The 22,059-nt window shown below is 50.9% G+C and carries 21 protein-coding genes; 10 read left to right on the forward strand and 11 right to left on the reverse strand.

Translation table 11 applies throughout. The features are described 5' to 3' along the window. Positions 1–120: 120 nt before the first annotated feature. From BMZ51_RS09790 to BMZ51_RS09825, 8 genes are all read right to left on the reverse strand, one after another. On the reverse strand, positions 121–333 hold the full coding sequence (locus BMZ51_RS09790) for a cold-shock protein (RefSeq protein WP_068008886.1): 213 nt from the start codon (positions 331–333) through the stop codon (positions 121–123). A gap of 336 nt (positions 334–669) precedes the next feature. After that, positions 670–1,725, reverse strand: coding sequence for a branched-chain amino acid ABC transporter permease (locus BMZ51_RS09795; RefSeq protein WP_068008882.1), 1,056 nt, complete (start codon positions 1,723–1,725; stop codon positions 670–672). An 11-nt stretch (positions 1,726–1,736) separates the two neighbouring features. After that, positions 1,737–2,765, reverse strand: a complete 1,029-nt coding sequence (locus BMZ51_RS09800) for a branched-chain amino acid ABC transporter permease (protein WP_068008879.1) — start codon at positions 2,763–2,765, stop codon at positions 1,737–1,739. Next, positions 2,762–3,487: an ABC transporter ATP-binding protein gene (locus BMZ51_RS09805; protein ID WP_068008877.1), complete on the reverse strand. Its 726-nt coding sequence runs from the start codon at positions 3,485–3,487 to the stop codon at positions 2,762–2,764. Before BMZ51_RS09805 ends, BMZ51_RS09800 begins: the two co-directional genes overlap by 4 nt. Further along, entirely contained in the window at positions 3,480–4,271 is a 792-nt protein-coding gene (locus BMZ51_RS09810; protein WP_068008873.1) for an ABC transporter ATP-binding protein, read from the reverse strand. The genes BMZ51_RS09805 and BMZ51_RS09810 overlap by 8 nt, the downstream gene beginning before the upstream one ends. Positions 4,272–4,288: 17 nt before the next feature. Beyond that, positions 4,289–5,188: a bile acid:sodium symporter family protein gene (locus tag BMZ51_RS09815; RefSeq protein ID WP_068008870.1), complete on the reverse strand. Its 900-nt coding sequence runs from the start codon at positions 5,186–5,188 to the stop codon at positions 4,289–4,291. A 176-nt stretch (positions 5,189–5,364) separates the two neighbouring features. Further along, complete coding sequence (locus BMZ51_RS09820; protein ID WP_068008865.1) at positions 5,365–6,564, reverse strand: substrate-binding domain-containing protein; 1,200 nt, start codon at positions 6,562–6,564, stop codon at positions 5,365–5,367. 768 nt (positions 6,565–7,332) lie between these two features. After that, complete coding sequence (locus tag BMZ51_RS09825; protein WP_068008863.1) at positions 7,333–7,749, reverse strand: rhodanese-like domain-containing protein; 417 nt, start codon at positions 7,747–7,749, stop codon at positions 7,333–7,335. Positions 7,750–7,974: 225 nt separating this feature from the next. On the opposite strand from BMZ51_RS09825, the gene ftrA reads away from it, so the two are divergent. After that, positions 7,975–8,964, forward strand: a complete 990-nt coding sequence (gene ftrA, locus BMZ51_RS09830) for a transcriptional regulator FtrA (protein ID WP_068008859.1) — start codon at positions 7,975–7,977, stop codon at positions 8,962–8,964. Here the strand turns inward: ftrA and BMZ51_RS09835 are convergent. Further along, positions 8,955–10,160 carry a TIGR03862 family flavoprotein gene (locus BMZ51_RS09835; RefSeq protein WP_244271409.1) on the reverse strand — a complete coding sequence of 402 codons (1,206 nt, stop codon included), beginning with the start codon at positions 10,158–10,160 and terminating at the stop codon, positions 8,955–8,957. The genes ftrA and BMZ51_RS09835 overlap by 10 nt on opposite strands. Positions 10,161–10,415: 255 nt before the next feature. Here BMZ51_RS09835 and BMZ51_RS09840 point away from each other — a divergent pair, with 255 nt between their 5' ends. Next, complete coding sequence (locus BMZ51_RS09840; RefSeq protein ID WP_208979405.1) at positions 10,416–11,543, forward strand: glycosyltransferase family 4 protein; 1,128 nt, start codon at positions 10,416–10,418, stop codon at positions 11,541–11,543. Between the two features lie 91 nt (positions 11,544–11,634). Then, the gene (locus BMZ51_RS09845) at positions 11,635–12,072 is read left to right on the forward strand and encodes a VOC family protein (protein ID WP_068008856.1); all 438 of its coding nucleotides are present in this window, start codon (positions 11,635–11,637) and stop codon (positions 12,070–12,072) included. 71 nt (positions 12,073–12,143) lie between these two features. Here the strand turns inward: BMZ51_RS09845 and BMZ51_RS09850 are convergent, their stop codons facing one another. Both BMZ51_RS09850 and BMZ51_RS09855 read right to left on the reverse strand, forming a co-directional pair. Next, positions 12,144–13,106, reverse strand: coding sequence for a glycosyltransferase family 2 protein (locus tag BMZ51_RS09850; protein WP_068008853.1), 963 nt, complete (start codon positions 13,104–13,106; stop codon positions 12,144–12,146). 96 nt (positions 13,107–13,202) lie between these two features. Next, the gene (locus BMZ51_RS09855) at positions 13,203–14,117 is read right to left on the reverse strand and encodes a glycosyltransferase family 2 protein (RefSeq protein ID WP_068008849.1); all 915 of its coding nucleotides are present in this window, start codon (positions 14,115–14,117) and stop codon (positions 13,203–13,205) included. 359 nt (positions 14,118–14,476) lie between these two features. Here BMZ51_RS09855 and BMZ51_RS09860 point away from each other — a divergent pair, with 359 nt between their 5' ends. From BMZ51_RS09860 to BMZ51_RS09890, 7 genes are all read left to right on the forward strand, one after another. Next, positions 14,477–15,640: an acetyl-CoA acetyltransferase gene (locus BMZ51_RS09860; protein ID WP_068008846.1), complete on the forward strand. Its 1,164-nt coding sequence runs from the start codon at positions 14,477–14,479 to the stop codon at positions 15,638–15,640. Between the two features lie 463 nt (positions 15,641–16,103). Then, on the forward strand, positions 16,104–17,144 hold the full coding sequence (locus tag BMZ51_RS09865; protein ID WP_068008839.1) for a hypothetical protein: 1,041 nt from the start codon (positions 16,104–16,106) through the stop codon (positions 17,142–17,144). A 192-nt stretch (positions 17,145–17,336) separates the two neighbouring features. Continuing rightward, complete coding sequence (locus tag BMZ51_RS09870) at positions 17,337–17,627, forward strand: nucleoside triphosphate pyrophosphohydrolase family protein (RefSeq protein ID WP_068008836.1); 291 nt, start codon at positions 17,337–17,339, stop codon at positions 17,625–17,627. A 213-nt stretch (positions 17,628–17,840) separates the two neighbouring features. Next, positions 17,841–19,310 carry a siroheme synthase CysG gene (gene cysG / locus BMZ51_RS09875; RefSeq protein ID WP_244277618.1) on the forward strand — a complete coding sequence of 490 codons (1,470 nt, stop codon included), beginning with the start codon at positions 17,841–17,843 and terminating at the stop codon, positions 19,308–19,310. A gap of 11 nt (positions 19,311–19,321) precedes the next feature. Continuing rightward, positions 19,322–19,627, forward strand: a complete 306-nt coding sequence (locus BMZ51_RS09880; protein ID WP_068010092.1) for a DUF2849 domain-containing protein — start codon at positions 19,322–19,324, stop codon at positions 19,625–19,627. Positions 19,628–19,651: 24 nt separating this feature from the next. Beyond that, complete coding sequence (locus tag BMZ51_RS09885; RefSeq protein ID WP_068010091.1) at positions 19,652–21,307, forward strand: nitrite/sulfite reductase; 1,656 nt, start codon at positions 19,652–19,654, stop codon at positions 21,305–21,307. Continuing rightward, on the forward strand, positions 21,297–22,058 hold the full coding sequence (locus BMZ51_RS09890; protein ID WP_068010089.1) for a phosphoadenylyl-sulfate reductase: 762 nt from the start codon (positions 21,297–21,299) through the stop codon (positions 22,056–22,058). The genes BMZ51_RS09885 and BMZ51_RS09890 overlap by 11 nt, the downstream gene beginning before the upstream one ends. Position 22,059: the final 1 nt, after the last annotated feature.

Here is a 22,059-nt window from a genome sequence, read left to right on the forward strand (position 1 = left end):
AGCAAAAGGCCTGACGGCATCTGGCGAAAAGCCGACGCGCATCAGGCCAAATTGTCCGGCATTACAAAGTCTAATTAGCAGATGCCAAATTAAACTCTATAATCCCTCAGGCTTCTCAGATTAAACGAGTTCAATCTGAGAAGCCTGGAGGCCGCGGCCACGACGATCATCTTCAGCAATGAAAGTAAGCGCAGCACCTTCAGCTGGAACAGCTACACCGGAGCGCTCAAAAGCAGTGATGTGTACGAAGAGGTCTTTAGATCCGTCACCTGGAGTGATGAAGCCGTAACCTTTGTCGTGGTTGAAGAATTTGAGTGTGCCGTCTTGTCGCATCGAAACGTCCTTTGTGCCATAAAATCCAACTCGCCGTAGTACGGCGGGCTATGTGTGACGAGCAATGTAATTAAAGGCAGTAAAAGGACATTGTCGCGATCGATCAATCGTAACGCTGCCAACTGTGTCTCCAAAAACAGCCCGTAATCATCAAGTCTGAGCTCTGATCTCATTCAAAAGCAACAGTCTCAATTTTAATATAGGGGGACGGGTTATATGTCGCCCCTACAATTCTACGGGATAAGCAAATCTCTAAGCTCGCTCGTCCGTGCTAACCTAGGTTCTCTGGATGAAATCCACAAGACATAAACCCTAAAAAATAGAAATGTTGGAGAATTATCCGCCCCTTATTCTGCCCACTACACCCTTGGGGAACCAATAAATGCTGCAGATAAATAAAATCCCAAGCCAGAGCAACCAGCGTTCGGGAGAGACCACTTCAGACACTATGGGTAAACTACCCAATGATTCCTGAAGGATACCCAAAAGGTTCTGCAAATAGGATTGCGTGATAAGGAACAATACAACCCCGATAACAGCGCCATACATGCTGCCCATTCCGCCGATCACAATCATCAACAAAATGTCCACCATTATATCCATAGACAGCGTAGTTGCAGGGCCTGTGTAGCGCAGCCAGATGGCGATTAAGGACCCGGAAAGTGCGGCGATAACCGCTGAAAGAACGGTGGCGACGCTGCTGTAGTGCACGACTTTATAGCCGATTGCCTCTGCCCGAAAAGCATTCTCACGGATGGCCTGTAGCACGCGGCCAAAAGGAGAGTTTACGATGCGCAACAAGATAAGAAACAAGCTCAGACTGCTGAAAAAAATCACATAATAAGTGATCAGTTTGCCATTGATCCGAACATTGAGAAATTTATCTTGAACCAGTTTATAGGCGGTGGTCATCTCCCTTGGAATTCGGTAGCTCAAGCCGTCTTCGCCACCTGTAATCCAGGATAGTTGCGAGACCAATACGAGAAATGCGCTGGCGACCGCCAGTGTCATCATAGCAAAAAAGATAGCCTTCACACGCAGAGAAAACAGGGCAATCATAAACGCAAATAGCCCTGCTGCAAGCGCGCCACATACGGTGCCCAAAGCAATCGCAGCATAGCTCGCGCCCATGTTTGTAAGGGCCAACGCTGTTCCGTAGGCGCCAATTCCAAAGAACATGGTATGCGCGAAAGAAACCACGCCGGTATAGCCCAGCAAAAGATCATAACTGGCAACAAGCACGATAAAGATGCAGATGCGCGCAGCGGTATCCAAAGAGCGGGTGCCAGGAAACAGGAAGGGCGCGAATAATAAGCCAAAAACGATGAGCAGAAGCACAATACTGAGCGTCTTGCTGCGCGGGTGGTCGCCGGAAAGGAGCTTCATAATCATTTCAAATCTCCTCAGTGCGTTTTAACGACCGGGTAAAGCCCCTGTGGCCGCCACATCAGCACGATACCCATTAACAAGATTGTCGAAATCAACGACAGTTTGGGAACCAGAAAACCAGTGTAGTTGGTCAGGAGCCCCACCAGCATAGCGCCGATAAAGCACCCTTCTATCGAACCAAGACCGCCAATAATCACAACGATAAACACTGAGATCATCACCTCCGCTCCCATATGGGCCGTAATTGTTTCTTGATAGATGCCCCACATCACACCGCCAAGGCCCGCAAGGGCGCACCCTGCCATGAAGACAACCAGAAACAGCTTTTGAATGGGGTAACCCAGCGCCTCCACCATCTCGCCGTTTTGAACGCCAGCGCGCACCAAAAGCCCGATACGCGTTTTACTAAGCACCAGCCGCATCGCGGCAAACAAAGCCAGCCCAATCGCAATGGCAAGCACACGATACTTCTCAATGGCAGCTTCAAAAATAACGAAGGAACCCTGGAGTGCTGTTGGGCGGGCCAGTACAATCTCATCAGGCCCCCAGATCACATAGATCAACTGTTGAGTGACAACCAACCCACCCATCGTAACGAGGATTTGCTTAAGGTGCTCGCCATAAACCGGCTTGACGATCAATCGTTCAAAACCATACCCCGCAAGGCCTGTAACCAGCATTGCAAAGGCTACAGCCAACAATATGGCCCCCAAATTCAGCGCGATACTTGGGCTTTCGATCCATCCGCCCAGCAAACCCAAAATGGTGAAGCCAGCAAAGGCACCCAATGAGATAAAGGCGCCATGCCCGAAGTTGATCACATCCATCAGGCCAAAGATCACAGTGAGCCCCGAAGCCATGATGAAAATCATCATCCCCATCGCAAGCCCAGCCGCTGTCAGTGTCAGCCATGTTGATCCAGACCCAATTGCTAATAGGCCGATCAGCATCAAGAGAGGAACAAGAAACAGCGGTGTTTTTCCGATAAGAATTTGAGAGAGGGGCGGGCGTTCTATGCGTGGTTTAATTAAACTATTGCTCATTGATGTGCCTCCAGTGAAAGTCCCATCAAGCGTTCTTGCAAAGCAGCATCAGCAGCGAGCTCACACATGTCACCTTTGTAAACGATGCGGCCATCGTCCATCACAGCAACCGTGTCGCCAACAGCGCTCGCCATGGAGAAGTTCTGCTCAACCAACAAAATAGTGGTTTGCATCTCCTTCAACTCTTTAAGAGCAACAACCATTGCATTGATGATGGCAGGGGCCAGACCCTTGGTCGGCTCGTCAATCAAGATCAGCTTGCGTGGTTCCACAATGGCACGCGCCACAGCAAGCATTTGTTTCTGCCCACCAGAAAGCACGCCTGCAGCGCTGTGCCAGAATGTTTTAAGGGGAGGGAAGAGCCCGAAAATCCAAGATAGGCGTTCCTCCTCCAGTACGCCACTTCGTGCAGCCAGCAACATGTTTTCGTGTACGGTCAAATCCGTGAAGATGCCCATATCTTCAGGCACAAAGGCGATCTCGCGCTGGGCTATCACAGGCGTTGTTTCCTGGTGGATCTGTGCTCCATCAAACTGGATAAGGCCCTCACGTACCTGCCACAGGCCCATGATGGTTCGCAGTGTGGTCGTCTTGCCTGCACCATTGCGCCCGAGCAAAACGGTGACGCCGCCCCGTGGCACCTCCAGATCGACCCCCTGCAAGATGTGATAGGGGCCAATATGAGTATGAACGCCCCTCAGCGTGAGAAGAGGATCAGACATGGGCGCTCTCCTGAGTGTCTTCCGGCGCGATACCAAGATAAGCTTGCTGCACCATGGGTGAGGCGATGACCTCAGCTGGCGCGCCATCTGCAACAAGTTCACCATTGTGTAAAACGATGATCCGGTCAGCCAGTGAGCGGATCACATCCATCTTGTGTTCCACCAGAAGGATCGTGCGGTCTTGATCCTGTTTCAGGCCAGAAATAAGGTCCAAAATGATAGGCACTTCGTCAACGCTCATACCCGCTGTCGGCTCGTCAAACATCAGCACCTGCGGGCCAATGGCAATCATTAACGCCACCTCAAGCTTACGTTGGTCTCCATGAGAAAGCTCTGAAACGATCTGTCCGGCTTTTTCAAGAAGGTGCACTTCTGACAAAATATGCTCAGCCCGCTCGATCAATTCGACATGATTGTCTGCCATCGAAAACAGATCCATGCCCATGCGCTGATGTGCCTGCACAGCCAACCGTGCATTTTCCCTGACACTCAGTCCGGGAAACAGGTTCGTCAGCTGGAAGGCGCGCCCAATCCCCCGCATGGTTCGTTGTGCAACGGACAGGCGGGTGATATCTTCTCCGTTAAACCAGACAGTGCCAGCACTGGCTGATAACTGCCCGGAAATCAGGTTGAAAAAGGTGGTTTTACCCGCCCCGTTCGGCCCTACAATCGCAGTCAGTGTCCCACGATGAAAATCGCAGGACACTGCATCAACAGCGATATGGCCACCGAAACGTACTGTCAGATCGTGGGTACTCAGAACCGGTTTTTCGTCTCTGCGCATCGCCAGCCGCCTGTTATCTATGAGAGTTCATTTTGCACTTGCAAAGCAGGGTCCTTGCGCGCCTTGCGACGGGCCCAAAGGATGAACAGGAAGGCACAGCCATACATTGTGATCCCGTAGATCCCCGAGGCAAGACTATACGGCGGCAGCGCTTCGCCGTTCATGGCAATGAGCGCTCCCACGGTGATCCCCAGTGTTGCGTTTTGAATGCCGACCTCCATCGCAATTGCGACACTGTCGGCATGTGAAAGCTTCATTGACTTTGCCCCGGCATAGCCAATGAGCAGCATGATCATATTCAGCAGAATGAGGACGGGCCCCAGCTCCAATATATTGTCGGTCAGCAAGGACCAGTTGGTCGCAACTGCGCCAACGACGATCACCACAAACAATACTGTCGCCAGTGTTGAAACTGCCTTGGAAGTCTTTTGGATGAAGGTAGGCGCCAAATGATTGAGGAATACCCCGATAGCGACGGGCACAGCAGTGATAAGTGCCATGGCGATACCAATGGAGGTGACGTCAATCTCTGGCATTGCTGCCCCAAGGAAATAGGCAGCCGCAGCTGTTGCAAACAATGGAACGGTCAACACGCACAGTAAGCTTGTGACAGCGGTCAGTGAAACCGCCAGCGCAACTGAGCCTCCGCTGAAGCGTGTCAGCATATTGGAGCTTACGCCACCTGGCGCAAAAGCAAGCAGCATGACACCAAATGCCATGGCTGGCTCCAGGTCAAACATCTGCAAAATAGTGAAAGCAATCACAGGCAACAAAAGTAATTGTCCAAGCATGCCAATGCTAAAGGCGCGTGGCATTTGTACAACGCGCTTAAAATCCTGCAAGGTCAACGTAATCCCGAGGGAGAACATGATAAACGCAAGTGAAAGCGGCAAAAAAAGCTTAATGAGAATGTCCATGGGCGTATGCTTAGCTCTTCGTTGCTCCAATGCTCTGCGAAATAACCTGCAATTAAAGGTCGAACATGTTTTATGCAGGAAAGCTTCGCAGCTTTAGAGCATTCTTTCTTGAGATTATGGGGAGGAAGCGGAACTGGCCCGCTTACCGTGTTGACGTCAGGAGGGAAGGGGCCCGATCAGTTCTGAATCGGGATATCCATGTCCTCTATTGTGAGCTCGCGCACCAACTCTGGAATGCCCCATTCAACCTCAGGGTCCACGCGGATCTTAAAGTGATACATGGATTGCAGCGCTTGATGATCTTCAGCCCGAAACTTCATGAGTCCCTTGGGGCCTTCAAACTGCATCCCTTCCATGGCGGTGATCAACGCTTCAGTATCAGTTGAACCGGCTTTTCGGATTGCTTCGACAGCTGCAATGCCAGCGGCCATACCACCTGCGGTAAAGAAATCTGGCGGAGAGTTGTAACGGGCCTGATGTTCCTTCACCAACCAGTCATTTACGGGATTCTGAGGGATCTCGTAGTAGTAATAGGTTGCACCTTCCATGCCAGGCATCGCCTTGTAGGCAGTAAGGGCTGCCAGAATATTACCACCAGTAGCGATCTCGATCCCGTAACGTTCAGGGTTCATGGCGTTGATCTTAGCAAGTGGATTTCCGCCGCCTGCCCACACGACAAACAGGAACTTTCGTCCTGGCTCATCCTTAAGGGCGTTAAAGATGCGTTGCGCGCTGGCGGTGAAGTCTTTGGTATCAGTAGGAGCGTACTCCTCAAACACCAGCTTGGCATTGGTTTTGGCCACTGCTGCTTTAAAGGCGGCCACCCCATCCCGCCCAAACGCATAGTCTTGTGCCAATGTTGCGATAGAGGCACCATCCTGCGCCAGTGCAACAGCATTGGCGATAGCGTCCTGCGATGAGTTGCGCGATGTGCGGAATATGTAGCGGTTGAAGTTGGCTCCGGTGATACTGTCTGCAACAGCCGGTTCCACAATGAGCAACTTCTCGTATTCCTCGGCAACTTGCAGCATGGCAAGTGCAACGCCGGAGGACACCGGCCCAACAGCCAGCTCGACCTCATCGTCCCCATAGGCTTCCGCCAGCATAGCGCGCCCGATATCCGGTTTGAGCTGCGTGTCTTTCTCAATAACCTCGATCGTACGGCCATCAATTTCCATCGTACCGTCGGTGGCGTACTCCAGCCCCATCATCAGGCCCACATGAGATTGCTTGGCATACGCCTCAAACGGACCCGTCTTGCCGTAAACATGGGCAATTTTTATGGGTTCGGCTGCAAAGGAATTATTTGACGAAACAGAAAACGCGACTGAACAGACCGCAAGGCAAACCGCCGCGGTCCTAAGAATTTTATTCATAATGAAACCCCTCCCTTGCTATTTGGGGGCTTCCTTCGCTTAAAAGAACTCAGAAGCCCAACCTTTAGCAACGTGAAGATAGTTGACGCATGTATTCTGGAAGGAGTCAATGATTTTGTCGTGCTGCAAATAATCCCATAGCGTCTTCCGGACTTGTATTTGCCATCACTCCAAGAATTGGTTTTCTTCTCCAATTTTTTTAGGAAGAAAGCTACCTCTGTAGCCGGTATTTAAATCGATTATTTGCTGTTGCTTAAGGCGTGATAATACTCTTGATGCATGTTTTAAAATATATTGTAAGTACCTGCAAATATGAGCGGTTCCGCTGCGACAAGCTGGCAGATATTTGTCGCAAAATTGCCGCATTTCGCCCTGTTTACACCTTAATTAGCCGTTAGGTCGCAGCTCTCCGCAGGCCAGTCAGCTAAGTGTTTATTCACCATCTCTGACAACCTGATGATAACAAGATCCTGATACCTTCAATCCTAAGAATATGTAGGTTTAACAGGGCGTAATATGTACTGGCCACTTTGTGGTCAGTATTAAAACAATAATAATAAGTCCTTTAATAGGATGTCTGCATGTATTCATGCGGACAACTCGAAGATGATCTGTTTATATTATTTAGCAGCCCGTCTTTTGTTTCAGAGCAGGTAGTCTTGCCCGACGAATTTAAAGGCCGTACCTCCCCCTCCCTTTCGGCCTTTTATGTCTGCTTTGATGGGCACCGAGGTAACCTCCCACCTCGGTGCCTTTTTTATGCGCAGCTTATGCAGCTGGTTCCACATCGGCAGATGAGACAAGCTCAAAGCCTTCTTCCAACCAGCCGGTAACGCCACCCAGCATTTGTTTCACATTCCGGCCAAGCATAGAGAGCTTGTAAGCGGCCTTATCTGCGCCGTTACAGTGCGGGCCTGCGCAATAAACAACAAACAAGGTATCCTTGGCCCACTTGGCAAGGGTCTCTTCGCAAAGGTCTCTGTGAGCAAGGCAAATAGCGCCCCGCACATGCCCCTTGGCAAACCTGATTGGTCCGCGCACATCCAGCAGTACAAAGTCAGGTGAACCAGCTTTCAAATCGGCTTCCACATCTGTGCAATCTGTTTCAAATCGCAATTTTCTGCCAAAATATTCTTTGGTCAGCTGGTGATCAGCACATGGGTATTCTGCAACGCGAGAAGACATGAAACTCTCCAAATTCTATGAAGGCGCTTTCAGATAAGGGGGAAAGGCCAAAACTGTTTAGTGACAGCCAGTTACGGGTCTTGATCCGTACCAATAAGTGGTCCCTGGCGATGGCCGGAATGTTTCCTGTGTCTGTAATTTGATGAACTTTACCGTTGCCAACAACTGGCTCAAATGACTAAATTCGTAAAAAACCTGCCAATATCTCAGTCAGCGGATTCTGTAATGATACAAGCCCAGCATCTGGCCCCAGAAGGTCCACTTGTCGTCACGCTCATCTATGATGGTTTGTGCACCTTTGAGTTTGGTCAGGCCTACGAGCTGTTTGGCCTGCCAAGGCCAGAGTTAGGGGCAAACTGGTACAGGTACCAAAGTGTCGCCATTGAGGATGGCCCAATCCGCGCAGCAGGCGGGTTGGAGATCAAGGCTGAAAAACAGTTAGACGTGCTGGAGGAAGCAGACATCATCCTCATTCCAGGGTGGAGGGGGATCGACACCCCTGTGCCCGAAGATCTCATACAAGCGTTGTGTAACGCCCACCAGCGTGGTGCACGCGTTGCTTCTATCTGCTCAGGTGCTTTTGTGTTGGCCCAAGCTGGCCTTTTAAATGGGCGTACAGCAACGACCCACTGGCGCTATGCAAAAGCATTGAAAACCGGTTTTCCATCCATCAACGTGGAAGACGACAGGCTCTATTCTGAAACGGAAAGGGTGTTGACCTCTGCAGGCAGTGCAGCTGGTATCGATCTGGCGCTTCACATCATACGGCAGGACTACGGAGTGCAGGTTGCAAATAGCGTGGCCAAAAGGCTGGTTGCGCCGCCTTTCAGGGAAGGCACGCAAAGGCAGTTCGTAGAAGAGCCAGTACCAGAGCAAAGAGAAAGCAGGCGCTTTGCAGCTCTTTTTGAAGAGTTGGAAAAGAAAAGAGCCTACACAATGTCTGTTTGCGAGATGGCAGAGCTGATGGGGATGAGCCAGCGCACCTTTATTCGCAAGTTCACAAAGGTGACAGGGCAGGCGCCCGCACAGTGGAGGCGGGCCAAGCAACTGGCAACCGCCAAACACCTGCTGGAAGCAGAAGACACGGTGGATATGGAGCGGCTCTCTCACACCTGTGGGTTCGGAACAGCTGCATCCTTACGCCATCACTTCAGAACCAAATATGGGACAACACCGACAGCCTACAGGCGCCAGTTTAAGGCCCGTCAATCCTGAAGGTATGCTGCAATTCCCAAAGCGGCGGAGCGTCCGGTGGCAAAGACCCCCTGCAACAGGTAGCCCCCAGTAGGGGCTTCCCAATCCAGCATTTCACCGGCTACGAACACACCCGGCACGCTGGTCAGCATGTAGTGTTGGTCGATCGCGTCAAATGAAACCCCACCTGCGCTCGAGATCGCCCTGTCGATCGATCGTGGAGCTGTCAGCTTTAAAGGTAACGCCTTAATGTAAGCAGCAAGTTCACCAGCCTCTTTCGGCAGTGGGCCAGCCTCGCGCAAAAGAGCGATTGCAGCAGCTGGAAGACCGGTCGCCTTGCGCAGGAAATTGCTCATGGATTGCTTGCCACGTGGCCGTTCCAGCTTGGACGTCAACTTCTCAACACTGACGTCTGGCTTCAGGTCCAGTTCGATTTGTGTCCCACCCTTTTCCGTGATTGCGTCCCGCACATCAGCACAGATTGCATATATAACCCCGCCTTCAATACCGGATGCATCCAGCATCGCATCCCCGATGACACGCTGCCCTTCATGAGATACGCCAATCTTTTTGAGTGGAGTTCCTTTGTAACGCTCTTTGAAATGTTCAGAGAACGACACCTCGAACCCGCAATTGGCAGGGCGCAACTCTTTCACATCAACCCGTAGATCCTGGAGGACAGGCACCCAGGTCCCATCAGACCCGAGTTTTGCCCAGGACCCTCCACCAAGAGCAAGCAATACTGCATCAAATTGGTGGGCTTTGACTGCATCGGTGCCGTGCTGAAGCAGTAAAGAACCGGTTTTGTTGAAGCCCTGCCATCGAGTGCCGAAATGTAACGTGACGCGCAAACTGCCCAAAAGTTTCAACCAGGTGCGTAGCAAAGGTGAAGTCTTGAAACTCTTTGGAAACACCTTGCCACTAGAGCCGGCAAAGGTCGGTTCTCCTAAACTCGCACTCCATTCTTGAAGAGCTGCAGGTGGAAAATCTTGAACAGATTGCAGCAGCTGCGCATGGGCTGGACGGTAGCGACCAAGAAATGTCTCCAAATCTTCGCTGTGGGTCAGGTTAAGGCCACCTAACCCAGCCATCAGAAGCTTGCGAGCCGGGGAGGGACGTTGGTCAAAAACGCTGACACACAATCCAGCTTCAGCAAGGGTTTGAGCCGCAAACAGCCCAGCGGGCCCTGCTCCGATGATCGCAACACGCTTTTTCAAAGATCCATCCAATCTGCTGTGTGTCAGAATTGCCCAGTTTGTGGGCGTAGCCAATGACAATCGAAGCTCTAATGCCCTCGTTTTCTGCCAATTACAAGCGCAGTGCTTAACTCCTCCCACAGATGTGGGGGCGGAGCCTACCGGTAATTAGGCCCCTTTAAGAAGCACCCCTGAATTTAGAAGGAAGACTTCTAAGGAATGTACAGTCTCTGCACTTCCCGCTTTGCTGCATACAAACAGTAAGTGGGGGCTGCGTTGAGAACTGCAATCGTGATGCCGCGTAACATGCATTTTTGTAAGTCTCGTGCCACATCAATCGACCTGTGTGCTCATGATCTGGCGCTCCATAGCCAGAACAAAAGCAATTTGCGCGTATTTGCCGGAGGTGAGGCGGGCCTGTTTGATGATGTGGATGTTTGCGCAGTGACACCACCTGGCAAAAAACCGACTCCCGCCAAGTTTTATGACCCGCTTTCAGAGTTTGGCCCTCAACTCATCGTGGTGCATCAACATCTGGAGACAGCATTCCAGATTATCAATGACTTTCCAGGGACCCCAGTGATCCTCCATAGACATGGACGGTTTGAACGCAACAGCGGCTTTAAGCGTTGGAAATATACCCGTAAAATGAACCGGCTAGGCGGTATCATCTGGGTTGGTGAGGATGCACGCAATAACTTCTGCGAAAACTTCACCGGGGTTAAAACCCGCAGCGTTGTCGTGCCAAACGGAATAGACTGTGAGCTCTGGTCCCCAGCTCCCAAGGCGAACACCGTGATTTATGTTGGCAGAGCGCGCAAGGACAAAGGTATCTTTGATCTGGCTGCGGCATGGCTTGCTTGTGCCGACCGGATGAAAGCCTTGGGGTGGACCCTGGAATTTGTACTTGCTGTCACCGATGATGGTGAAGATGCAACAGCAAACGCACTCCGGCAAATGCTCTCAAACCATCAGACAAGCGTCTCAATTGAGACCAACCTCATCGCGGCAGATGTGCAGCGCAGACTAGCCAAAGCCTCCATTGCGGTGGTTCCATCAATCGTGGCTGAGGGGTTTGGGCGCACAGCGATTGAAGCAATGAGCTGCGGCGCAGCCGTTATCACCACCCATTCAGGCGGTTTGTGGGAGGCCGTCGGGGAGACGGGCAAGGTAATCAATCCAAGCGCCCCTAAAGAAATAGCAACAGCATTGTTCGATCTTGCAGATAACAAACCTCTGCGAAATGCCATGGCAAAATCCGGACGTGAAAGAGTGCTCAGGCTCTTTGATATCCATCAGATTGCAGAGCTCTATGATGATATGCTGATGAGCCTGTGGGATGAGTTCGTCAGTGGCCCGCACACAACGCAGCGGCTCATTGATCATATGCTGGTTTCAGAATAGCACGTGCTCCCCAATGTTTCGCAACGCCCTAATCAAACCGTAGTTGCATGCAGTAAATAGCCAGTCTTCCCCAACAAAAGGGCTTAGTCAGATGCATCCAGACCACGTTACGATCGTCGTTCGAGAGCTGGAAGAGGCAAGCGCATTCTTCAAGCTACTGGATTTTGAAGTCGTAAAGTCAGTAGAAATTCGCGGGCCTGTCTTTTCGCAGTATATGGATGTTCCAGACTTAGAAGCCGATCACATTACGTTGGTATTGAAAGGGCACAGCCCAAGGTTCGAAATTCAGCTTTTACACTACAAAAACCCAGCACCTCACGTTGACCCGCACGCTTATGACCTGTGCAAGACCGGTTATAACCATCTGTGCTTTGCTGTAACCAATCTGGACGAGAGAATAACGCACCTGAAAGCTGCTGGTGTTGAGCTGCGTTCGCAGGTTCTGGAGTTTCACGATCGCAAGCTTGTCTTTGTAAGAGGGCCCGAAGATATCACCGTGGAGCTGGCCCAGTGGACAGACTCCTCGTAATTTCAGAAGAACAAGCTTGTTAAGAAGTGGCGCAAAAAGCCGCTTAACCTCCATTCTCACCGCATATGGCCTCATACAAGCAATACTTTTGCAGCTTCCTTGATGTTCCCGGCAGTTGCGTTTGTGTGAAACAGCAGGCCTTTGATTTTCTCAAGGCTGGCATTTGCCTTTTTAATCCGCTTTGCCATGTGCCGGGCGACTTTGGGGGAGAGCTGCGAAAACCCGTGCTCTTGCACCTCAGCACGCAGTGCCAGCGCTATATCATCGGAGAGGGAAATGCTATCAAAGCATGGCTCTGCTATTCCATGCATCCGCGCCAAAGCACAAAGCAATGCCATATCAGCAACCATTCGGTAAGGGCGGTCCTTGTTTGCCGTCACCTGCCCTGGGTGTAAGCGGTAACGAACCAGCCGCTCATTCAAGGCGCCAATCTTTCCGTGTTCCAGCAAACGCAGGTAAAGGTCATAATCTTCAGCGCCATCGAAATGAGAACGATATCCACCAACCCTTTCCACCTGATCTCGCCGGAACATAATAGTCGGGTGGTATAGGCAGCATTTCTCATAGAGCCGTTTACGTGTCTCGACGGAAGTCCTGGGGCATTCCATATGGTCAATGACCTGCCCGTCCACATCAATGACGGAGACTTCAGTACCGCACAGTAGCCAGTCAGGGTTCCGGTCCATCATCCGAATCTGGCGCTCCAGCCGCAGCGGCTCAGCAAGATCATCAGCATCAAGCCGCGCCACCAGTGGGCTCTTGATGCTTGCAAGCCCAGTGTTGAGCGCAGCAGATATTCCGTTTCCCAGCCCGGATAAGACCTGCAAGCGGCCTTTGGGAAATCGGCGGATATAAGAAGCACAAACTTGCTGGGTGTCATCAGTGGAGGCATCATTCACAAGAACAATACCAAAATCGCGATAGCTTTGCGCCAATAGGCTGTCGAGCGTTTCGCCAAGCGTGGCGGCGGCATTGCGCGCCGGGATTAAAACACTCACAAGTGGAGTGTTTTCTTGTGGTTGCGCATCTGGCATTCAACACTCCACTTGTTAAACTCATCTGAAATCCAAAACAGCGATACAAAGCAATGTCTTACATGTTATCGCGGTGACGTTAGTCAGCAGGCCACGTCAGGCATTCTCGCGCTGGGCGACAGTTGAATCGTGCCTTGATTTCTCAGTGTTCTCCAGCAAATCCGCCTCAATGGATTTTGCCAGCCGCATATAACGGCCCGTTGCGTAATTGGTGGAGGCGATCAATCCCCACCAGCCATACTGGTAATATCTGCGGATCAAATACCCCTTGAGAAATGCCATAGGAAACTCATAGAGCAACCGTGATTTTGGCAAGTGTCGTCCACGCCCGTGCATCTCTTTGACCTGCATTGAGGAGTAACGATTCATTTTGTCATATTGGAATGCGAGGCTGCGTATGCTGCGGTGTTCCACACGCCCTTTGAGCACACCCAACCTAGCATTTTGGGGGGGGCGCACTGTGTCGTGCACGGCGCTGGCAGAAAAGCGGCCAATGCTTTTGCGATAAAGGCGGATTTGTTTATACGCATACGCATGCTTTACAGCGGTCTCCTCATGAGCCCACACATCATAAATATTGACAGTCCAGAAATCATGAGAAGCGATAACCGAAGTCTGGAACAGGTCGAGTATCTCGTCTTTTAATTCGTCCGTCGCAACCTCGTCTGCATCAAGGTTCAAGATCCAGTCATGACGGCACTGGTCTTCGCCAAAGCGTTTTTGCAAGCCATACCCTGGCCAGTCATTGTGCAACACACGGGCACCAAGGCGCTGGGCAACGTTGACGGTCTGGTCCGTTGAGCCACTGTCGATCACGATGACTTCATCAGCCCAGTCAATACAGTTTGAGATCGTGCGCCCTATTCGGTCTTCCTCGTTCTTCGCAATTATGAAGACTGAAAGTGGAATGCGCTTGTGGTCAGAGCATTCATCTGTGGTGCGCGCGCCATGGCGGGCACGCTTTTCTGCAATATCGATGATTTTGCTTTGGGTTGAGATATCGGGCCTCAAGCGTAAGAACTGTGCTTAGGTCTTGAGTGTACGCCCCCACTCACATTTCGAAATTCGCCCAATATAAAGGACGGTTTTTACCCAGTAGGAATCCGTCAATAACAACTAAGAGAAGGCAAAAGGCGCTCCGGCAAAGCCGTCAGCCAAACAGCTGGAAAAACTGAGAGCTTTCGCCTTGCGCGCCCGCAATGAGACGCCACGCCACAAAACCTACCATAAAGTACCTTTGATAGTTTTGCTCTTTACAACTTCCGTATGATTGCATCTGGCGTGAAGGGGTGAAACGATCTGCTCGCAATTTACAGCCGGGTTTGAGGCGAGGCTTTCGGCACCGACACGACACTCTTTGGGAGAAGAAAATGGCCGCAATTATTGGTTGGGCACACACTCCATTTGGCAAGTTGGCTGATGAAACCGTAGAGACTCTTGTCACGAAAGTCGCCAGACAGGCGATTGAAGACGCTGGCCTGAGTGCGCAAGATATTGACGAAATCGTACTTGGCCACTTCAATGCGGGTTTCTCCAAGCAAGATTTCACAGCAAGTCTTGTGCTTCAGGCAGATGACAAGCTCCGTTTCAAGCCAACCACACGCGTAGAAAACGCCTGTGCAACAGGGTCTGCTGCGGTGCATCAGGGCGTGAAGTCCATCAAAGCAGGCGATGCCAAGTTTGTTCTGGTTGTTGGTGTTGAGCAGATGACCACAACACCTGGCCCCGAAATTGGCGCAAACCTGCTCAAAGCCTCTTACCTTCCAGAGGATGGTGACACACCAGCAGGTTTTGCAGGCGTCTTCGGCAAAATCGCAGGCATGTACTTCCAAAAGTACGGCGATCAAAGTGAGGCGCTGGCGCACATCGCCGCAAAGAACCACAAAAACGGTGTCGAAAACCCATACGCGCAGATGCGCAAAGACCTTGGCGTCGAGTTCTGCCTCAATGAGAGCGAGAAGAACCCGTTTGTCGCTGGCCCGCTAAAACGCACGGACTGTTCGCTTGTGTCTGACGGTGCCGCCGCAATCGTTCTGACAGATACAACAACTGCGCTGTCAGCCGACAAGGCTGTTGCCTTCCGCGGCATGGGCCATGCGCAAGATTTCCTGCCAATGTCCAAGCGCGACATCCTCAAGTTTGAAGGCTGTACGCAAGCATGGAAACGCGCACTGTCTCAGGCCAACATCACCATCAACGATCTGTCCTTTGTAGAGACTCACGACTGCTTCACCATTGCAGAGCTGATTGAATATGAAGCGATGGGTCTGGTGCCAGAAGGGCAGGGCGCAAAAGCAATTTTGGAAGGCTGGACACAAAAAGACGGCAAACTGCCAGTCAACCCGTCCGGCGGCCTGAAAGCAAAAGGTCACCCAATCGGCGCAACCGGTGTTTCCATGCATGCCCTCACAGCCATGCAGCTCACAGGCACCGCTGGCGGCATTCAGGTTGAAGGCGCAGAACTCGGCGGCATCTTCAACATGGGCGGCGCAGCCGTCGCCAACTACGTCTCCGTGCTTCAGCGCTTGAAGTAAGCGGCACTAGAGATATCGATAAACGCATGAAAGCCCCGCTTGTTCGGGGCTTTTTGTGTTTATGGAGAACAATTTTCCAAGCGTAGGAGAATAATAATCTCTTAGGCCGAACGAGTGCTATAGCTGCGATCCGTCACACAAAGTGCCTTCTCCATTGCAGCATGTTGCTCGGTGACCATAGCTGACATGCGGCCTGCCACTGGGCAACCCAGCCGTTAAAAGGCTTCAACTCCAACGCGATCTCATTAAACTTGCTTTTAAAAACAGAAAATACAAGTTCGTTGAGCTCAGGACAAACGCTCGACAATTCAAAAGACAACTCTGGCCAGTTTTATGTGAAGATGGGCAAGGTAATGAAGAAAGCACCATAAAAACTGCGCATATCCGGTAGGTATACCTGTAATAATTGTATCATGTAATATTACAATCAATTTTTGGAGCATGGTTACTACAGGTATTTGCAATGATTTCGCGAAGCATCCGATTTTTAGTTTTGGCACTCTCCTTATCACTCATCCCTACAATCGCATTTTCACAATCGTCACAAGCTAAGGCATCCGATGTCTCCTACGAAGAGGCTGTGAGTTTGTTCGATGCTGAGCGCTATGAAGAAGCTCTTCCAGCTTTTGAGGCACTAGCCGAGGCGGGAAGTCCGCAAGCAGCACGGCAACTTTCCAAAATGTTTAAGCTGGGATTGGGAACTTCTGAAGATGTTAATTCTGCAATTGATTGGGGTATAAAAGCGCAGAAATTGGAGGGAAAAGGGATTATCGACGCCTACGCATCTCTTTTCGTTGAAAACGTTGGATTGGAAACCAAGTTTAACGAACATGTTCTTGCTATTCATTTGCAAGGTGTGTTCGCGCTACACCCATTGGCTGATAATTTTGATGAAAAAATACGGATCGAGATTAGATCCTACAAATATAATTTTGAGCATTTTCAAGGCCCTGCTCGTGACTTCTACACAGCGCTTGCCCTAAGTTTTGAATTCTTTTCAAGTGAGCAGAAGCTAGACATTGCTGAGTTGGCATATAACTTACGTATTCCTGATCATCAAAAAATATATGACCAATTTGCTTTCACTTTTAAGTTTTATGAAGAAATAATAAGAAAAATGGAAGGCAAGCCAGAGAAATATTCTAGCAAATACGATAATGACTATCTGGATAAGTTAAAAAATCAATTTCAGGCTTATATTACACGTCTAAATCAAGGTTTGCTAAAAGCGCTCCCCCGTGAAAGATTCTTGGAAACGTATGCGAGGAAAGGCACCCCAGCAGCGCAATGGGAGCTTGGGAGAGGCATATTTTTGGGCAACCCCTTCCCCAAAGATGAACTCTGCGGTTTATCATGGATGACAGCAGCATTATTGAACGGAGGTGGGAATTGGGCAGAATTTGAGGGATACGCGAAAACTACATCCCACCTCACGCAGCAAGTGATATTTGATAAAGTGCAAGCAAGTATTGCCTCAGACTATAGTGAATCGCCATGTTCATAGCATGGATACTCTAATCTTCCAGCTATGCAGTAAACACAAGATATAGCCGGGTCATGCGGTGGCCGCACAACCAAGAGTCACTCTATAACCGACATAGCCTGCCGTCCCGTTGACTCTCTGCTTATAGGCGGACAGATGGCGGGCTACTCCGCGGCAAAGTTTACCTTGCAAAATCTTGGAGGAACACCACCGATGCCAGATACCATTCCACTCCCAGAGGGCCTTGAGCGCGAGCTGCTGATTGTTCTTATGGAGGAATGCGCCGAGGTGCAGCAGCAGGTCAGTAAGATATTGCGTTTTGGGGCGCATGTAACCGGTACAGATCAAGTACGACCCAACTCTGAACTTCTAGCAGCTGAGGTTGGGGACCTGACACATATGATTCAAAGATGCATTGAGATTGGTCTGTTCTCTGCCAAAGACGTGGAAACGGCGGCAGAAGAAAAACGTACCAAACTAAACCGCTATCTGAGGTTCGGGTAACGATGTTTTGCATGAAGTGACACGTGTATTGGAATATTTTTCTTGTATCGCCGTGATCTTCTCGTCTGTCGCGCATCACAGACTTGCTGCTTTTCGCATCCAGAAAAAAATCTTTTCTACTTCCAGTCAAAGCTTTGGAACGCCATACCGGGCTAATAACGGCGCCAGCCACTAAACTCTCATCAAATGATCCCAGAACGCCCGGAGAGCGCAATGGCCTTGGTAGAGAGCTTTGAAACACACCACGACGAAAGCAACAAGCTTGCTGTCTTCCCAACCTTTCATAAGGTGGAAGGCAAAATGGTTGTTGTCGTTGGCTGTGGTGATGAAGCTGCTGCAAAAGTAAGGCTGCTTGCGCAAACCAAAGCCCACATCCGGGTGGTCAGCCAAAACCGCCCTAGCGAGGAGCTGGCTGATGCCGTCGCCAAAGCTGATGGTGTCTTCATCTTAAGCAAGTTTAACCCAGCCTATCTGGGAGGTGCCGCTCTCGTTTTTGCTGCCACAGATGAAGAACAGCTGGACCGTGAGATTGTAGAGGCCGCTCGCGAGATGGGCATTCCGGTTAATGCAGTGGATCGCCCTGAGCTTTGTGATTTTTACACCGGCGCAATGGTCAACCGCGCTCCTGTGGCGGTGGCCATCACCTCAACAGGTGTCGGCCCGGTTTATGCCCGCCACATCCGCGCACAGGTAGAAGCAATGCTACCACGCGAGGCCGGTCAGCTTGCGCGGCTGGCAGAAAGCTTCCGCAGCACCGTTGGCAAGCTGATGCCCGCTGCAATTGCGCGCCGTCGTTTTTGGGCTGAATTTTTTTCAGGCTCAGTTGCTGCAAACACATTTGCAGGTGAAACGCAAAAGGCACTCACCGAAGCGCATCGCTTGCTCAACAGCAAACAGGACAAGCGGGGATATGTCTGGCTCGTTGGTGCTGGCCCGGGAGCTGAAGATTTGCTGACCCTACGCGCACAACGCGTTTTGCAGGAAGCCGATGTGATTTTTTATGATGCACTGGTCCCTGATGAGGTTGTCTCCATGGGCCGCCGCGATGCAACACGCATCAACGTAGGAAAACGCAAAGGCGCGCACACTTCAACGCAAACGCAAATCAACCAGTTATTAGTCGCCGCCGCAAAGTCCGGTAAGCGCGTTGTGCGCCTGAAAGCAGGCGACCCAATGGTGTTTGGCAGGGCTGGTGAAGAGATATTGGCCTTGCGTGAACATGGCGTTGATTTTGAGGTTGTCCCCGGTGTGACAGCAGCGTTCGCAGCTGCCGCAAGTGCTCAAATTCCGCTGACATTACGTGGTGTTGCCTCATCCTTGGTCTTCGCAACGGGACACGATCAGCACGGAGATACTCTCCCGGACTGGGCAGAAATGGCGCTCAATGGAGCGACAACTGCTGTTTACATGGGGCGGAGCGTTGCTGGCAAAGTAGCCGCCTTGCTGGTCAGTGCTGGAATGGATTTATCCACGCCGGTAATGGCGATTGAAAACGCTGCCCAAACAAAAGAACGCAACTTTGCAGGAACCCTGCAAGACCTCTGTGACTTTGAGCACCATGACAGTGTCAACGGACCCACACTTATCGTCATTGGTAAGGCTGTGGCCCACGCAGACCAGTCGCGCTCACTACCTCTAAGCCCTTATAAAAATACAAGTTTACCGGCTGTTGTTGCAGCCTAGGGAGACCCCTGATGAAAACTATTACCGCCAATAGACTGGTCGATGGTGATGTCGTTTGGCTCGGACGCAACGGAGATTGGGTCGAGTTTGTTGAGGCTGCATGGATTCTTAATTCTGAGGAAGAAATGCGCGCTGCAGAAGAATTCGCCAAAGCAGGTGAAGCAAGCCAATACGTTCTGGGGACCTATGCAATAGACCTGGAGCTGAAAGACGGCCACCTGCAGCCAACGGCCTTAAAAGAACGCATTCGGGCAAAGGGCCCAACCACCCGTCTTGATCTTGGTAAACAGGCCCAACGACTTCTACGCTCTGCGTAAGTCCCTTTAAATTCAGGAGTTTTCATGTATCGCTACGATGAATTTGATCAGGACTTTGTCGATCAACGCGTCACCCAGTTTGAGGATCAGGTCCGCCGCCGCATGACAGGTGAGCTGACCGAAGAAGAGTTTAAGCCTCTGCGCTTGATGAATGGTCTCTACCTCCAACTTCACGCCTACATGCTGCGCGTTGCAATTCCTTACGGCACCATCAACGCCCGTCAAATGCGTAAACTTGCTGATATCGCAAGGACTTATGATAGAGGCTACGGCCATTTCACCACGCGTCAGAACATTCAGTTCAACTGGCCAAAGCTCTCCGATACGCCAAAAATCCTGCGCGAATTGGCCGATGTTGAAATGCACGCCATCCAAACATCCGGCAACTGTATTCGCAACGTAACGTCCGACCAGTTTGCAGGCGCAGCAGCTGACGAATTCGCAGACCCGCGCGTTTATGCAGAGATTTTACGGCAATGGTCATCTCTGCACCCTGAGTTTCTCTTTCTGCCACGCAAATTCAAAATTGCGATCACGGGAGCGGAACAGGACCGTGCTGCTGTACAGGTGCACGATATTGGCCTGCAGTTGACCCAGAATGAAGACGGGGACATCGGGTTTGTTGTCTTCGTTGGGGGGGGATTGGGACGTACGCCAATGGTTGGTCGTAAGGTACGGGATTTCCTACCGGAAAACGATTTGCTTGCTTACAGCGAGGCGATCCTACGCGTTTATAACCGCTATGGTCGTCGCGATAATAAGTACAAGGCGCGCATCAAAATCCTGGTTCATGAAACCGGTCTTGAAGAGCTGAAGCAGGACATTGAAACTGAGTTCGAAGCCACTAAAAATGGCATTTTGGACCTACCTCATAATGAGATTGAGCGTATCAATGAGTACTTTGCTCCGCCCTCATTTGAGGTCCTTCCAAGCATAAGCACAGAGCTGGAATCAGCAAAACGTGATAACCGCGATCTGGCGTTGTTCGCCAGCCGCAATCTTCATGCTCATAAAGCAGCAGGTTATACATCTGTTACCATTTCGCTGAAACCCATCGGCGGCGCGCCGGGGGATGCGACTGCAGAGCAGATGGACGTAATTGCTGATTTGGCAGAAAGATTTGGTCATGATGAGCTGCGCGTAACACACGAACAGAATCTGGTTCTGCCGCATGTAAAACTAAAAGATGTTCCCCTCATCTTTAAGGTGTTGAAAGCCAATGACCTGGCAGACGCAAATGCAGGCCTGATAACGGACATGATCGCATGTCCCGGTCTGGATTACTGTGCTCTTGCCAACGCTCGTTCTATTCCTATTGCACAGGAAATATCGAAACGTTTTGAAGAAGTTAAGCGCAAAAATGAGATCGGCGATCTTAAGCTGAAAATCTCAGGCTGCATCAATGCATGTGGTCACCATCATGTAGGACACATTGGTATTTTGGGGGTCGACCGAAAAGGTGAAGAGCTCTATCAAATTACCCTAGGAGGGTCGGCAGACCAAAATACGTCGATCGGTAAGATTATTGGCCGCGGTTTTCCGGAGGCCGAAATCACTGATGCTGTTGAGATTGTTGTAGACACTTATCTGGTCAATCGTCTGGATTCAGAAGAAAGCTTCATTGAGGCTTACCGGCGATTGGGGGATCAACCGTTTAAGGATGCTCTATATGGAGCATAGTCAGATACATACAGAGACAAATGAACTTGAGCGACGGTGGGCATCACAAGCCAAACTTCTCAATCACATGTACGCTGGGCGCGACGCTCGCTCTGTTTTGGAACATGTTTTGAGCCAGCAGTTCGATGGTGAGGTGGCATTGGTGTCGTCCTTCGGCGCTGACAGTTCTGTGTTACTTCATATGGTCTCGCAAATAGACCCAAAGACACCTGTATTGTTCGTCGATACCGGAAAGCTCTTTGGCGAGACAAACCTGTACCGCACGCAACTTGTTGAACAACTTGGCCTTTTGGATGTCAGGGCGATCACGCCGAAAGTAGACGACCTGACTGAAAAAGACCCTAAAGGTGCCCTTTGGGCAGAAAATACCGATGCGTGTTGTCATATCCGTAAAGTGGTTCCATTGGCCAATGCTTTGAGTGGGTTTTCTGCGTGGATTTCAGGGCGAAAACGCTTTCAGGCTGTGACACGTTCAGACCTTGACTTTTTTGAGGTTGAGGAAGGCCGCATCAAGGTCAATCCGCTGGCAAACTGGACAGCGAGCCAAGTGCTTGCCTATGCGAAGGATAACGGCTTGCCTCCACATCCACTTGTCGCAGAAGGGTATCCCTCGGTTGGCTGCATGCCGTGCACGGATAAGGTAGCTTCTGGTGAAGATCCCCGCGCAGGTCGCTGGCGTGGTCAAGATAAAACAGAATGCGGCATACATTTCTCAAGTGCGTCCACGGGCGGCGCAGCCCACAGCATCTGAG

It is taken from the genome of Pseudovibrio axinellae, from assembly GCF_900110875.1.
Taxonomy (GTDB): Bacteria; Pseudomonadota; Alphaproteobacteria; order Rhizobiales; family Stappiaceae; genus Pseudovibrio; species Pseudovibrio axinellae.